10 protein-coding genes are annotated in these 15,141 nt (G+C 51.7%); 5 read left to right on the top strand and 5 right to left on the bottom strand.

Going from position 1 to position 15,141, the window contains the following annotated elements:
- The first annotated feature begins 21 nt into the window (after positions 1–21).
- Complete coding sequence (gene yjeM, locus EKM99_RS10780) at positions 22–1,515, top strand: glutamate/gamma-aminobutyrate family transporter YjeM (RefSeq protein ID WP_125583429.1); 1,494 nt, start codon at positions 22–24, stop codon at positions 1,513–1,515.
- A gap of 935 nt (positions 1,516–2,450) precedes the next feature.
- Here yjeM and EKM99_RS10775 read toward each other — a convergent pair.
- Entirely contained in the window at positions 2,451–3,299 is an 849-nt protein-coding gene (locus tag EKM99_RS10775) for an aldo/keto reductase (RefSeq protein ID WP_125583428.1), read from the bottom strand.
- A gap of 199 nt (positions 3,300–3,498) precedes the next feature.
- The gene (locus EKM99_RS15845) at positions 3,499–3,660 is read right to left on the bottom strand and encodes a hypothetical protein (RefSeq protein ID WP_164511591.1); all 162 of its coding nucleotides are present in this window, start codon (positions 3,658–3,660) and stop codon (positions 3,499–3,501) included.
- 693 nt (positions 3,661–4,353) lie between these two features.
- Here EKM99_RS15845 and EKM99_RS10770 point away from each other — a divergent pair.
- Entirely contained in the window at positions 4,354–6,699 is a 2,346-nt protein-coding gene (locus EKM99_RS10770) for a cation-translocating P-type ATPase (protein WP_125583427.1), read from the top strand.
- Between the two features lie 89 nt (positions 6,700–6,788).
- Positions 6,789–7,313: a DUF1836 domain-containing protein gene (locus EKM99_RS10765; RefSeq protein ID WP_125583426.1), complete on the top strand. Its 525-nt coding sequence runs from the start codon at positions 6,789–6,791 to the stop codon at positions 7,311–7,313.
- A gap of 68 nt (positions 7,314–7,381) precedes the next feature.
- On the opposite strand, the gene EKM99_RS10760 is transcribed toward EKM99_RS10765, so the two are convergent.
- Both EKM99_RS10760 and EKM99_RS10755 read right to left on the bottom strand, forming a co-directional pair.
- Positions 7,382–7,657, bottom strand: a complete 276-nt coding sequence (locus EKM99_RS10760) for a YlcI/YnfO family protein (RefSeq protein WP_125583425.1) — start codon at positions 7,655–7,657, stop codon at positions 7,382–7,384.
- Between the two features lie 156 nt (positions 7,658–7,813).
- Entirely contained in the window at positions 7,814–9,607 is a 1,794-nt protein-coding gene (locus EKM99_RS10755; protein WP_125583424.1) for a glycerophosphoryl diester phosphodiesterase membrane domain-containing protein, read from the bottom strand.
- A 1,141-nt stretch (positions 9,608–10,748) separates the two neighbouring features.
- Here EKM99_RS10755 and adhE point away from each other — a divergent pair.
- A complete protein-coding gene (gene adhE / locus EKM99_RS10750) occupies positions 10,749–13,367 on the top strand; it encodes a bifunctional acetaldehyde-CoA/alcohol dehydrogenase (RefSeq protein ID WP_125583423.1) in 2,619 nt (872 codons plus the stop codon).
- A gap of 990 nt (positions 13,368–14,357) precedes the next feature.
- Positions 14,358–14,936, top strand: a complete 579-nt coding sequence (gene apf, locus EKM99_RS10745; RefSeq protein WP_125583422.1) for an aggregation-promoting factor — start codon at positions 14,358–14,360, stop codon at positions 14,934–14,936.
- Here the strand turns inward: apf and EKM99_RS16000 are convergent.
- Positions 14,933–15,141, bottom strand: a 209-nt coding sequence (locus EKM99_RS16000) for a hypothetical protein (protein WP_225419838.1), incomplete at its 5' end; no start/stop codon positions are given. The genes apf and EKM99_RS16000 overlap by 4 nt on opposite strands.

The raw sequence follows: 15,141 nt of genomic DNA, 5'->3' as shown, positions 1-15,141 counted from the left end.
AAAATATTTTGGGAGAGAATAATGGCTGATAATAATAACAGTAAAATCACCTTAATGGCCTTAGTCATGATGATCTTTACGACCGTCTTCGGCTTCGCCAATAGTACGGTGGCATACTTCTTGATGGGGTATTCATCGATTCTATTTTACTTAGCTGCTGCCGTCCTGTTCTTCATTCCGTTTGCGTTAATGATGGCGGAATATGGGGCTGCGATTAAATCCGACGAAGGAAGTGGGATGTATCAGTGGCTGGAACGCAGCGTGAATCCCGAGTTCGCCTTCATTGGGACCTTCATGTGGTTCGCGTCCTACATCATCTGGCTGGTTTCCACGTCAGCGAAGGTCTGGATTCCGTTTACCACGACCTTCTTCGGGAGCGACCAGACCCAGAATTTCGCGATTGCTGGGCTAAATGCGACCCAAGTCATTGGGATTCTGTCGTGTCTGTGGATGGTCCTCGTCACCTGGGTCTCAATCAAAGGGGTCAAGGGCATCGTGCGGATCACCAGTCTGGGTGGGCTCGCGGTTATGAGTTTAAATGCCATCCTGTTAGTCGTTTCCGGTGTCGTGTTGGCCTTACGCCACGGCGAATTTGCCCAACCACTGAACACGTTCCTCCACTCACCGCATCCCGGGTACCAACAACCGATGGGCATTATGAGTTTCGCTGTATTTGCTATCTTTGCTTACGGTGGGCTGGAAGTCTTGGGTGGTATGGTTGATAAGACCAAGAACCCGGAAAAGACGTTCCCCAAAGCGATTGTGATTTCCGCGATTGTCATCACGCTGGGTTACGCCATCGGAATTCTGTGCTGGGGGATTAGCACGAACTGGCAAAAGGTTCTGTCCGACCCAACCACGAACATGGGTAATATTAGTTATGTTATGATGCGGAACTTAGGTGACGTACTGGGTGAGTCCATGGGCCTGAGCGCCGCGACCAGCACCACGATTGGCCTGTGGTTCGCGCGCTACACCGGGCTGGGGATGTTCTTAGCCTACTCCGGGGCCTTCTTCACGTTAACGTACTCACCATTGAAAACGTTGATCATGGGGACGCCAAAATCAATGTGGCCGAAAAAGTTTACCAAGCTGAACGATAACGACATGCCAAGCTACGCAATGATGCTGCAATGTGCCGTCGTCATTGTGATTATCCTGGTCGCCTCGTTTGCCTCGAGCGATGCCTCAGCGTTCTACAACATCTTGACCCTGATGGCCAACGTGTCCATGACGCTGCCGTACCTGTTCCTGGTCTACGCCTTTCCAAAATTCAAGCACAACCGCGACATCATGAAGCCATTCGAAGTCTACAAGTCACCGGCTTGGACGACCGTCATCAGTTGGGTCGTCTTCATCGTGGTCTTGGGCGCCAACGTCTTCACGCTGCTCCAACCAATCTTGGAAAATGGCGACGTGCAGAGTACGGTTTGGATGCTGGTGGGGCCGATCCTGTTCGGCCTCATGGGTGTCATCTGGTACCAAATCCGTAAACACAAACAAGCGCAAGACTAGCTCTCCGCGTGCGCCTTACCGGGCGAGAAAAATGGTCTGGAACGCTGGGGGTAGGACGCTGAAAGCCTGAGAAGCGGTCTTCCAGCTCGCTTTGAGCCGAAAAGCACGTCTCAAAGTCGCCATTCTGCAAGCAGAACACTCGCAGAATCCCCCGGCTGAGTCCATTTTTCTCGCCCTCACGGCTGATGTTGTGCTAGTCTGGCAGCTTGTGGTGAACGCAATAGCTGTTCCTGAAGTGGGGGTTGCTGAGGTTCCGGCTTCCAGGGACTCCGCCTGCTGTGAGGTCGGTTCCAGCCTGAGAGGCGAGCTTCCATCTCAACTTTGAGCCACAAACCACGTCTCAAAGGTTGCCCCAGGCTGTAAGGCCGAGAATATCGCTCGGTCTAACACCCTCGACACAGCTGGCTCCGTCCCTGGCTTCCTGCGGCTATGACTGTGCGTTGGTGGCAGCACTTGTTTGAGTTGGCGGATTGCACCGTGGTGTGGTTGGACAAGTGGGATTGCGTCTAGCCGACATGACGAGATTTATAAAATGATATGTAAACAAATAGTCATCAACCTCTCCTGTTGCGGAAAGGTTGATGACTATTTTTAATTGGTATCGAATTTACTTTGACTGACAGTAGTTAGCGTTGCCCCAGATTAAACAAGTGAGAGCCGCAGAGCTGGTGAAAATGAGAACCGCTCCTCTATCAGCTCAAAGAAACTCAAGCCACCCATGTGAGTGACCAGAGGCGAGTCAAGGTGCCCAGCAAGTCGAGGCGGAAGACCGTACCCCAGGCTGGAGCCGGGCCCCACAGCAGGGCACCTTGAACTCGCCGTCGGGAACGGCAATGACCGCCCAACTTGGGTTTCAGTTCGCCCACAGCGTTACGGTCTCATTTTCACCAGCCCGGAGGCGCCATCAACGACTAGTTTAATCTCCACGGCAACGATTAGTACTGTTTCCCGGTTTCGTACACGATTTCGGGTTCGTTCCCAGTCCGCTCGTTCTTGTTTAAAATATCAATCATGGTCATTTCATCAATGCTCAAGTCGAAGTCAAAGATCTCGGCGTTTTCGGTGATGCGTTCGGGATGAGTGGACTTGGGGATGGTGATCAAATCGTGTTGCAGTTCCCACCGCAGGATGATTTGCGCCACGGATTTCTGGTGGTGCTTGGCCATTTTGGCAATCATTGGATCGTCCAGGACGGCCCGGCGACCCAGTGGACTCCAGGCTTCAGTGACGATGTTTTTTTCTTTATCGTAATCATTTAGCGCCTGCTGGTTCAGGTAGGGGTGGTATTCCACTTGGTTGACGACCGGCATTTCTTTGGCCTGCGTCGCCAACAATTCCAAGTGGGCGATGGTATAGTTGGACACGCCAATCGATTTGACCAGCCCATCGGCCTTCAGCTGTTCCATGGCCTTCCAGGTGTCGAAAAAGTACTCGCGGACGGGCCAGTGCACCAATAGTAAATCCAAATAGTTGGTCTGCAGGCGTTTGAGCGAGCCTTCCACGGCCTTCATGGTCCGGTCGTAACCCTGGACCACTTCGGCAACCTTGCTGGTTAGAAAGACGCCTTCGCGGGGGATGCCGACCTGTTGCAAAGCGGGGCCGAGAATGTCTTCGTTGCGGTACATCATGGCCGTATCAAACATGCGGTAGCCAGCGTTCCAGGCCGCGTCAATCGTGGTGTTCATGGTTGCTTGATCACCAATTTTATAAGTGCCAAAGCCCATGACCGGCATGCGGTTGCCATCGGCCAGTTTGATCGTATTCGTAATCTTGGTGGGTGTCATTAAAAACTCTCCTTCTTGGCGACCGGGGCCGCCGTCATAGCATTTGTGTAGGTGAATGATGGTCTGATTAGTGGAAAATGTCGTCGCGAATAGTTGCGGTATCACATAGATTTAGCCACCAAAAGGGTCCAGGTGGCGACGAAACCCGCAACCAGCGTATATCTACTATATTAGGCTATTCAGCCGCAAATGACAACGCTTACCGATGCTGGTGGAATTGGTCGTAGAGGTTGATGCTGGCCTCCAGCAACATGCCAAACGTCATGAGCCACATCGCCAACATGTTTTGCTTGGCCAGCATGCAGCCGAGAAGAATCAGGTAAAGGATAAATAGAATGACTGCTGATGATTTGTGATTCAAAATATTACTCCCTTTGAAGAATTTGAAATAAATCAGTTAAGCAGGTACCTCTCAGGTCCATTGTAGTCTTCTAGCGCCCAAAGGGTTACTGATGCCCGCAGCAAAAATACTTGCGTTTCTCTAAAAGATTGCCCAGAACTGAACGAATTAGGGGCCGGGACACCTGGTTTTCTAGTACAATAGGGGTGTAATCACGTGGGAGTGAAGTGTTCTGTTCACGTGTCGCTTGCGAGGCTGCGAGCTGTCACAATTTACGGACAGAAAAAGCTGAAGATAGACACATACTTGGCGTCGTTGGGGGGTAAATAAGCGTGAGCCGCAGGGCAGGTGAAAATAGGATCAGCGCCAGTTACCTCGACAAAAATTGGCATGATCCCTGTGAGTGACCAGAGGCGAGTCAAGGTGCCCAGCTGTGTCGATGGCATTAGCTGAGTGATTTTCTCAGCTTAGGCCATGGGACGACCTTGGAGACTCACGGTTCTCAGTGAGACTTCAAGTCGAGGTGGAAGACCGCACCCCAGGCTGGAGCCGGGCCCCACAGCAGGGCACCTTGAACTCGCCGCCGGGAACGGTCAGCACAATCAGTTTAGGCTTCGGGTCGCCCACAGCGATCCGATCCTATTTTCACCCTCCCGGAGGCGGACGGTTTTAACCCACAAGAACAAATCAAAGGAAATGGAGGTAACGGGGAAGATGACCACAACAGAACGTTATGAAACGCCGGCAGACCAGGGATTAACGGCGGCTGAAGTTGCGCAACGGGTGGCAGCTGGCCAACAGAATGACCCCTTACCCCCGCTGACTCGCAGTGTCAAACAAATATTTCGGGACAATTTATTAACCTTATTTAATTTAATCAACGTCCTCCTGGGTGGATTGGTTTTGTTCACCGGGAGCTATAAAAACCTTTTGTTTCTAGGCGTCGTGGTGGTCAACACCGGGATTGGGATCTTCCAAGAAGTCCGGTCCAAACGCCAGGTGGATAAGCTCGCCCTCCTGTCCGAAGGCACCATCGATGTGTTGCGGGAAGGCCAGGTGGCGGCGCGCCATCAAGATGAAATTGTCCAAGATGACCTCCTGGAGTTACACCGCGGCAATCAGTTGCCGGTTGACGGTTGTATCCGCGATACTGCGGGCTTAGAAGTCGATGAATCCCAAATTACCGGGGAAGCCACGCCCATTTTAAAGGCGACCGGCGATGACCTGATTTCCGGGAGCGTGATTCTCGGTGGCCGGGCCCTGGTGCAAGCCACCACGGTGGGCCACGGCAGTTTTGTAAAACAGTTGGCGCACTCGGCCAAGCAAAAACGGCGGAGCGCCAGTCAGCTACTCCACATTATTAATCGGATTATTAAAGTTTTGACGTTTGCCATTATCCCGCTGGGTGCCGCGCTCTTCATCTCCTCCATGCTACGGGGACAGAGCCAGAACCGTGCTATTTTGGGAACGGTGGCCTCGATGGTCGGCATGATTCCGGAGGGCCTGGTCCTCCTGACGTCCGTGGCGTTGGCGGCCGGCGCCTTCACCCTGGGACGGCACAACGTCTTAGTCCGGGAGCTGCCCGCAATTGAAGCGCTCGCCAGAGTCGACGTGTTGTGTTTAGACAAAACGGGGACCATCACCAACGGCCAGCTCCAACTCGACCGGGTGGAATCCCTCGATGGCACCGCTGAGGCAACGCTGCAGACGCGCCTCGCCGAATTGGTCGCCGCCACGGGTGACGATAACGAAACGGCCCAAGCAGTGCAGAACGCCTACGGGACGCCCACGGTGACGGCCAGTGACGTCTTGCCATTCTCCTCGGGTCGTAAATGGAGTGGCGCCATTCTGGACGGCCAGCCCACGATTATGGGTGCGCCAGAATTCATTTTTGAAACGGTCCCAACGGATGTGAAACAACGGATTCAAGCGCTGGCGGCACAGGGCTACCGGGTGCTCTTGCTGGCGACGGCCGACACGCTAACCTCCCCACGGCCGACCAATCCCCGGGCTTGCGGCCTGATTTTGATTACCGATGAACTGCGGCCGCGGGCGAAGGATACCTTTGGCTTCTTTGCCAACCAGGACGTGGCGTTAAAGGTCATTTCTGGAGATAATCCCGTTACGGTAGCCAGCATTGCCGACCGGGCGGGGATCGCTGGTGCCCAACAGCTGGTCGATATGAGCCAGGTGGGCGAGCATCCGGACTACGGCCAACTGGTAGCGGACTACAACGTATTCGGCCGGGTCACGCCGCAACAAAAGGAGCAGCTGTTCAAGGCTTACCAAACGGCGGGGCACACGGTGGCCATGACCGGGGACGGGGTCAACGATCTGTTGGCGCTGCGCCAGGCCGACTGCAGTATCGCGATGGCCTCCGGGAGTGAAGCCACCAAGAGTTTGGCCGATTTCGTGCTGGTCAACTCCAACTTTGACGCGATGATCAACGTCCTCAACGAAGGCCGCCGGGTCATCAACAACATCGAGCGGGTGGCGTCACTCTTCCTAATCAAAACCATGTATTCCGTGGCGCTCACGTTGATCTTCATTTTCATGAGTCGCAGTTACCCGTTTGAACCGATTCAGCTCACGCCAATCTCCTCCCTGATGGTCGGAATCCCCACGTTCTTCCTGGCGCTACAGCCCAACTATGCGCGGATTGCCGGGCGGTTTATGAAACAAGTTATGGAAATTGCCGCACCGGCCGCCGTCTGTGTCGTGGGCTACATCCTCGTCATCATGGCGTTCGGCACCCAATTCAACCTGAGCTTCGCGACCACGTCTACGTTGAGCGTCCTGATGACGGGATTGATCAGTCTCAACGCCCTGGTGATGGTGGCGCGGCCGCTCAACCGTTTCAAAGTGGGCTTGGTGGCCCTCATGGCGGGATTGTTCGCCGTGATTTTCATCTTCTTTGGGCCAATTTTCTCACTGGTCGGCCTGTTAAATTGGAAATTAGCTCTGTTATATTTGCCACTAATGGCCAGCGTCGTGCCGGTCTTTGTCCTGGTTCAGGACGGTTTGGGCCATCGCATTCTCAGTCGCATACGTTGGCGCTAGGTCAATTGCCGGTTTTATGTTTTAGCTAGTCGCTAGGACTAGATTATATGTTATAATCGAAAGTAGAAACGGGAAGGTAGGGAAAAGACATGGCTGATTTCAATCAATATACCCGGTGGGAACACCAGATGCACGGCGTTAAGTTACCTCGGTGGGACGATTTGCCGAAGTTTGACCTGTATATGGACCAAGTGACGGCGCTGATCAACGACGTGTTGGGACCGCTGGGTGTCGACACGATTACGCCAGCGATGATCAACAATTACGTGAAACACAACGTCATTTTGGCACCAGTGAAGAAGAAGTATCAGACCATGCAGCTGACCGATATTTTAATGATCAGCCTCCTGAAGCCCATGTTTCAGACGGATACGGTTCGCTCGGGGATTGACCAGATTACGGCCGGCGATTATCCCAAGCAGGCCTACGACAACTTCATCGACAGCTTGGAGGACCGCCTCCACCATTTAGGCGAGGACCAGGTTCAGCCAGCGGCCAAGGATTTGAACGAAAAATTAATGCAGGTCGCGGTGGACGCCGTTGTCTCCCGCCTGCAATCGGAAAAGCTGTTACGCTTGATCAAGCGGCCGATTCGTAAAATTGAGAAGAAATAATGAAAACACCATTCCTGATTGGGGAGTGGTGTTTTTTGCATGACGGGGCCTGTGAGGTTAAAGTGTGGCTAGTCGTGTGCGTCATCAAGACTTGCCAGCCAGTCGCCTAAGTCTTGCAGAGAGCCGATAGTTTCAGTTTCACCGGCCTCGGCTTCCGCTTTGGCTGCTAGGGCTGTGGGTGAGTCGTAAAAATCAGAGCTAACCACTTCATTGTTAGCCGCCACAATCAAGGATTGACGAATGAACGCTGATAGGGTGAGTCCTTGCCTGGCTAACTGTTTTTGGGCCCGTTCCTTGAGATCGGCGGTAACTCTAACTGAAATTGTGCGCGTCTTGGGTGTCATCCTGAAACCTCCTCCTATAAATAAGCTAAGCATACTGGCTTGGCCAGGCATTGTCGAAGGAATAGCCTGCGCTTACCACGAGACAATTACTGCCGAGCAATCCAAAAGCGCGCAACGACCCGCATTTCAAGTCGTTACGCGCTTATATGACTGTGCTTATTGCGTCTGCGTCTCCAACGACAAATCATTCATAAACGTCAAAAGTAAGTTGGCGTAGCTCGGATGATCCGTGTTGTCCTTGATTTCTTGTTGAATCACGGACAGGTTGTTGGTGATGACGCCGTTGACACCCATGAACATCATTTGGTCCAAATTGGTGACGGTATCAATATCCCAAGCATAAACCTTCTTATGCTCGCGGTCGGCCTGATCGATAAAGGTGTCGTTCAAGGTCGTGGATTCCATGGTATAGGCGTTGGCCCGGGTTTGCGGGAACGTCAGGTTGTAGGGCATGATGTAGCTGACAAACAGCTGCGGGTGCTCTTTTTTCAGTTTATTCATAATTTTATAACTGAGCGTGTGCACCTGCTCGCCGTTGGCCATGATCCGGCTCCCAAACTGCCGGTAGAAGCGCTCGGGCAGGTCCTTGGTATCCGCACCGCCCGTTTTGATTTCAATCAGTAATTTCTGGTGGTGCTTGATTGCCGTGTTCAGGTAGTGGTTGAAGCTGGGAACCTTGGCCTGGTAGCCGTTTTCGGTGACGGTCACCTGGGTCAGCTGCTTCAGCGTCATTTTGGACACGGACTTATTGATGTTGGCCAGGGCTTTCAAATTGGCATCGTGCATGACCACAAACTGGTGATCCTTGGTCATCCGGATATCCATTTCCACGTAGTCTGGCTTTTCCTTGCTGGTCTTGACCATGGCCGGAATCGTGTTCTGCACGCCGTTGCCGTTGTCGACGCCCCGGTGCGCAATCGTCAGGGGCTTACTCATGGCGAGGCCATTTAGATAAATCAGGTTAAACCCAACCAACGCGGCACTGATGATGACCAGTCCGCTCGTAATCAGGAGTCGGGTCCGCAGCTTGGTCTTCGCTGGCTCGCGGAAACTAAACAGGGAGAGTGGCGTCCGTTGGTGGGCGTCGTGACTGCTGAGGATGACCATCATGAACAGCACCGTTGAGTAGCAGACGATAAATTCCGTAATAACTTCCATTAAGAAAAGGTTGGCGGTCGCCGCAATCAGGCCGAAGTGGGTCTTATCAAACAGCAACTGCCCCAGGTACAGCGCCGCGTAGATGATAAAGACGGCGATACTGACCAGCACCAACGTCACAATAATTTTGCTAAAGTAGTTCCAAAAATTGCGGCGGGTCCGCTGCCAACTCAGGCGAATGGCCTCGCGGCTGTGGTAGTGGTCGATCATCATCAACGGTAACACGGCAATGAGTCGAATCCCCAGGTAGGCCGCAACCACGTAAAAAATGGCCATGAGCACCGCCCAGATGGGATTGGCCATCAGGTAGCTGACGATGAACGCCGGAATTTTTGCCTTGTTGAGGAGCGGCGTCGTAAACAATTCACTCCCAAACGGAATGATAATAATGAAGTAGCCAATAAAGAAGAGGAACGTGCTCGGTGAAGCGCCGGCGATACTGCGCACGGTGTCGCCCAGCACGGCCCGGGTCGTTTCTGGCCGGCCGTTCCGAATGTTAATGATCCCCAGCAATAGGTAGGCAAATTGCCAGTAGATCAGGGTGACGACCGCTAATAAAATTAGTAATAAGCCAATGATGGCGATGGGATGGTTCAGAGCAATCGCGCCGATGTTGGTGTACGACACGTAGGGCACGTTTTGCCACTGCATCAGCGCCGCCGTCAGCCAGGTGAAGGCGGGTACCGCTAAGTAGCTTATGACTAGATTGGTGACGAAGACCAGGGTGACGTAGCTGCCCCAGTGTCGGAAAAAGTGACGGGTTGCGTCCCGCCAGAACTGCCATGCCTGCACAGTCCTCAACTCCTTTCAGTAACAAATATTTATGTATTTTGGTTATGTTGATGGCGGCTTCCGCCTCCGGGGTGTTGAAAATAGGTTGGAACGCTGTGGGCGGACGCCTGAAGCCTGGAAGGCGGTCTTCGGGCTTAGCTTTGTGCCACTTAGGGGCGTGTCACAAAGCTACCAGTTATCTAAGCGGCCAAGCCCCCGCCGCTAAGATAACTCCCACGGCTTAACCTATTTTCAACACCCCTGCGGCTGACACGGATCATTGCTGATACCGCGGGGGATATTTGTTCCTGAACGTTTTCTGCCGTTGGTCCTTAGGGTGGTGTGTTTGGTTGATGGCGGCTTCCGCCTCCGGGGCGTTGAAAATAGGTCGGAACGCTGTGGGCGGGCGCCCGAAGCTTGGAAGGCGGTCTTCAGGCTTAGCTTTGTGCCACTTAGGGGCGTGTCACAAAGCTACCAGTTATCTAAGCGGCCAAGCCCCCGCCGCTAAGATAACTCCCACGGCTTAACCTATTTTCAACACCCCTGCGGCTGACACGGATCCGTTGATGATACCGTGGCGGATATTTGTTTCTGAACGTTTTCTGCCGTTGGTCCTTGGTTGGTGGGGATGGTTATGGTAGTTGTGTTGGTCGTCAGGCTGTGGTGGCCGCCCGGAACCTAAGGCGGGCTTCAAGCTTGCTTCGTACCACTGAGTAATGTGATTTGCAGGTTACCATGTTCCTCGCCGCCTTAAACTTTCTATACTTATGCCTGAAAGAATAAAGGGCTTCCATAACTACTACTTTAGCATAATCCTGGGGATGCCAGGCAAGAAAATAGCTGAATGTTTGCTTCTGCTTCGTTAACTGCCGGAACCGCTGCATAAAATTTCTTGTGGTTAGCCTGTTTTTACGGCTAACTATGAAAATGAAAAGGTTGGGTCGTGATTTAATTCACAGCCTTATTTACCGTGAAAAAGTTTTGACGAGCATGTATGCGCTTACATTTCAGACAGCTGTAAGTACTGCTGCGATAGGGTTAAGCAGGCGAACGAATTAATTGTGATAATTTTAACAAAAAGGGCTTGCGGAATTTCAAAATCATGATATGATATATCTCGTGAAGAAGTTAACAAGGTGTTTTCAAAAATGGAGGCATAAGAATGTTAAAAGACGTGAAAGAAAATTCAAAAATTAAAAAAGTAGAAAGCAATGAAACGGTGGACCAAATGATCGACCGCCTCACTGCTAAAGCCCACGACGCTTTATGTGCGATGGACAGCTTCGACCAAGAAAAGGTTGACCACATCGTTCATCAAATGGCGATTGCTGGGCTGGACCACCACATGGAGTTGGCCAAGGCGGCCTTCGACGAAACTGGTCGGGGTGTTATGGAAGACAAAGCCATCAAGAACATGTTTGCGACCGAAGAAATTTGGCACTCAATCAAGAAAGATAAGACGGTCGGCATCATCAAGGATGACCACGAACGTCAACTGATTACCGTTGCTGAACCACTGGGGATCTTAGCTGGGGTTACCCCCGTTACCAACCCAACGTCAACCACGTTGTTCAAGTCGCTGATTGCTGTGAAGACGCGGAACCCAATCATCTTCGCCTTTCACCCACAAGCCCAGAAGTCATCCGTCATGGCTGCCAAAGTTGTTCGCGACGCTGCCATCGCCGCTGGTGCACCTGAAGGCGTTATTTCCTGGATTGAAACGCCCAGCATCGAAGCCACTACTGCTTTGATGAACCACCCCATGGTTGCCAGCGTCTTGGCTACCGGTGGTCCTGGCATGGTCAAGGCCGCTTACTCAACCGGGAAGCCAGCCTTAGGGGTCGGTCCTGGTAACGGTCCAGCCTACATTGAAAAGACGGCCAACATCAAGCGGGCCGTTTACGACATCGTCTTATCCAAGACGTTTGATAACGGGATGGTCTGTGCTTCTGAAAACAGTGCCATCATCGACCACGAAATTTACGCGGAAACCAAGAAAGAAATGCAAGACCGCGGCGTCTTCTTCATTAAGAAGAGTGACGAAAAGGCCTTAGCCGAAGCCATGTTCAAGCCAGAAGGCGGCGTTAAGGGCCCCGTTCCCGGGATGTCCGCTCAGAAAATCGCTGACATGGCCGGCATCAAGATTCCAGCTGACACCAAGGTGCTCGCTGCTGAAATCACCGGCGTTGGTCCTAAGTTCCCACTGTCTCAAGAAAAGTTATGCCCAATGATCTCCGTTTACAAGGCGACCAGCAAGGAAAATGCCTTTGACCTCTGTGACCAACTGCTACACTTCGGTGGGCTGGGCCATACGGCTGCCATCCACACCATGGACGACGATTTAGCTACCGAATTTGGTATCAAGATGAAGGCTAGCCGGGTACTGGTCAACACGCCATCCGCCATTGGTGGGATTGGGAACCTCTACAACGAAATGGTGCCTTCATTGACCTTAGGTACCGGTTCATGGGGTAAGAACTCCGTGTCCCATAACGTTTCCTCATTTGACCTGTTGAACATCAAAACGATTGCAAAGCGGCGAAATAATATGCAGTGGATTAAATTACCTCGAGTTTACTTTGAAAAGACGTCCGTCCGTTACCTCGACGACATGCCTGGCATCAAGCGTGTCTTCCTGGTGACCGACCCAGCGATGGTTGAATTGGGCTACATCGATACGGTGCTGAACGAACTGAAGCGCCAACCAGACGGCATCGAATACTCCCTGTTCTCCGACGTTGAACCCGACCCAACGACCGACACGGTTAACCGTGGGGTCACACAGATGCGGATGTTCAAGCCTGACACGATCGTTGCTTTAGGTGGGGGCTCCGCCATGGATGCCGCCAAGAACATGTGGTTATTCTACGAAGACCCAGAAGCAAGTTTCTTCGGCGCCAAGCAGAAATTCTTGGACATCCGGAAGCGGGCTTACAAGTTTAACAAGCCACACAAGGCCCAATTCGTTGCGATTCCAACGACCTCTGGGACTGGTTCTGAAGTCACGCCATTCTCCGTGATCACCGACTCCAAGACCCACGTGAAATACCCACTGGCCGACTACGCGTTGACCCCTGACGTGGCAATCGTGGACTCCCAGTTTATCGAAACGGTTCCTAAGAAGACCGTTGCTTACTCTGGACTGGACGTCTTGACCCACGCCATCGAATCCTACGTGTCAAACATGGCGTCAGATTACACGCGGCCATGGTCTCTGCAAGCTATTAAATTAGTGATGGACAACCTGACCAACTCTTACAACGGCGACATCACTGCCAGAGAAGAAATGCACAACGCGTCAACGCTGGCCGGGATGGCATTTGCCAACGCCTTCCTCGGGGTTGACCACTCAATCGCCCACAAACTGGGTGGGGAATTTGGCTTGCCTCATGGTTTAGCCATTGCCATCACTTTGCCACACGTGATCCGTTACAACTTCAAGGAACCAACGAAGCTGACCATGTGGCCTAAGTACGAATACTTCCGGGCTGACGAAGACTACGCGCAAATCGCGCGCTACCTCGGCTTGCCAGGAACGACCAAGGAAGAACTGAAGGAAGCCTTAGTCAACAAGATTATCGACTTGGCTCACTCAGTTGACGTTACCTTGAGCTTGAAGGCGAACGGCGTAGACAAGGCCCACTTCGATAAAGCCGTCGACAAATTAGCCGAACTGGCCTTCGAAGACCAATGCACGACCGCTAACCCACGCGAACCACTCGTTTCCGAATTGAAGCAAATCATGATTGATGAATATGACGGGAAGAACGTTGAAAAATAACGTCTGACCTGTGAAGCTAGCCGGTGCATCACTGCCGGCTAGCTTTTTTACGTAAAATCCCAAAGAAGTTGCACGGCCCAGCTAACAGAGATTCAAGCCATAAAATTAGGCGAAATTTGCCACCTGCGGCTGCCAGAGATTCCGGCTGCTGTGGGGACCGCCTGCGGCCTGAGGAGCGGTCCTCCGGCTCGGTTTGAAGCCCGGTAAAGAGCACCGGTCTCCAAACGCGTCCCACGGCGTAACCTGAGCAGATCACTCAGCTAACGCCGTCGTCACAGCTGCCTGCATCTCTGGCCTCCTCCGGTTACAACTGGTTTTTACCATGATATTGCCCTAACCATCGCTGGACTGGCAACGTTTGTCTATTAAAATGAGGCACGGTCTAGGTGGGGGTCAGTGAGGCCAATTTAGAGTACCCACAGCGTTCCAGCTTAAATTAGCGTCTGAGACAGTGCGAGAGCTTAGTTGGCTACTTAGGGCAGGCGTCTTTGCGGTAGTTGGGAGCGGTTAATTGTTGGGTTAAGGGCAAGGTAATTGATCAGTTTCTACTATAATATAACGAAATTTATTTTCTACCTCACTGATGGCTGGTGAGTATTGCTTTTATTTTTGCGGCCAGAATTGTCTAAAATTTTCCGGATTTGGCGACGGAATTTGGAGGTGAATCGACCGATTTTACTTAACTGTTAATAAGCAGAACCATGAAAATCGTCGTAAAAAAGTCAGAATTTCATCGAATTTTCATGAAATATGACAAATTTTTGGGGAAATTCAGTGCAAGAAGCACTTAAAAACCAGCCCCGTTTCGACCAAAATGGGCAAAAAAGGGGCCGAAAAAGCGCTTTATATGACAGCAGGGTTACAAATATTACGAAATGTCATACTGTAATATTTTTCTTAATACTGGCGTAACGTAACGCCAACCTAAATGACACAACCATCGGTTATTCTAAAAGCCGTTAAGCAAACAAAGGAGGACATTCATCTATTATGAATATCAAAAAAGCTTTAGTTACGACATTAGGAACGGTTGCTGTTGTCGGCGCCGGTATCTTCGCCACTAACGAAACGGCCAACGCCGATTCAAACGTTACGGTCAAGCAGGGGGATTCTGTTTGGTCATTAGCTAACAAGTACGATTCATCCGTTAGTGCTATCGAAAAGGCTAACAGCCTCAGCAACTCCAGCTTGATCTACGTGGGTCAAACCTTGAACGTGCCTAACAGTACGCAAGCCGCAACCACGAGTTCAGCAAGCGTTTCTACTAAGAGCTACAACCAAACTAGCCAAGCAACGACCAACAAGACCCAATCAAGCAGCACGACTGCTTCAACTGGCGTGTCTGGTTCAGACGCAAGTGCTAAGGCTTGGATCGCTAACAAGGAATCTGGCGGTTCATACTCAGCAACTAATGGCCAATACATTGGCAAGTACCAATTGAGCTCTTCCTACTTGAACGGCGACTACTCAGCTGCCAACCAAGAAAAGGTAGCCAACTCATACGTTGCTTCCCGTTACGGCTCATGGACAGCAGCCCAAGCCTTCTGGCAAGCAAACGGCTGGTACTAAACTAGAAATAGCTTAGATAAGCCAACTAATTTACGTTTAAAATCAAGTAACGCTCCCGGATGCAGGTCTGGGGGCGTTTTTTGTGGTAAAAGAGTGCGGAGCGAGCCGCTTAGGTCCTGAGCATTAACGGTTCTAAAATATCTGTTGTTGGTAATCAAATGAATTTGATTACTGGCAACGGATATTTTTGTATAATCAAAGAATG

Source organism: Levilactobacillus cerevisiae, from assembly GCF_003946245.1.
Lineage (GTDB): Bacteria > Bacillota > Bacilli > Lactobacillales > Lactobacillaceae > Levilactobacillus > Levilactobacillus cerevisiae.
This window is presented reverse-complemented; position numbering and strand designations above follow the sequence as displayed.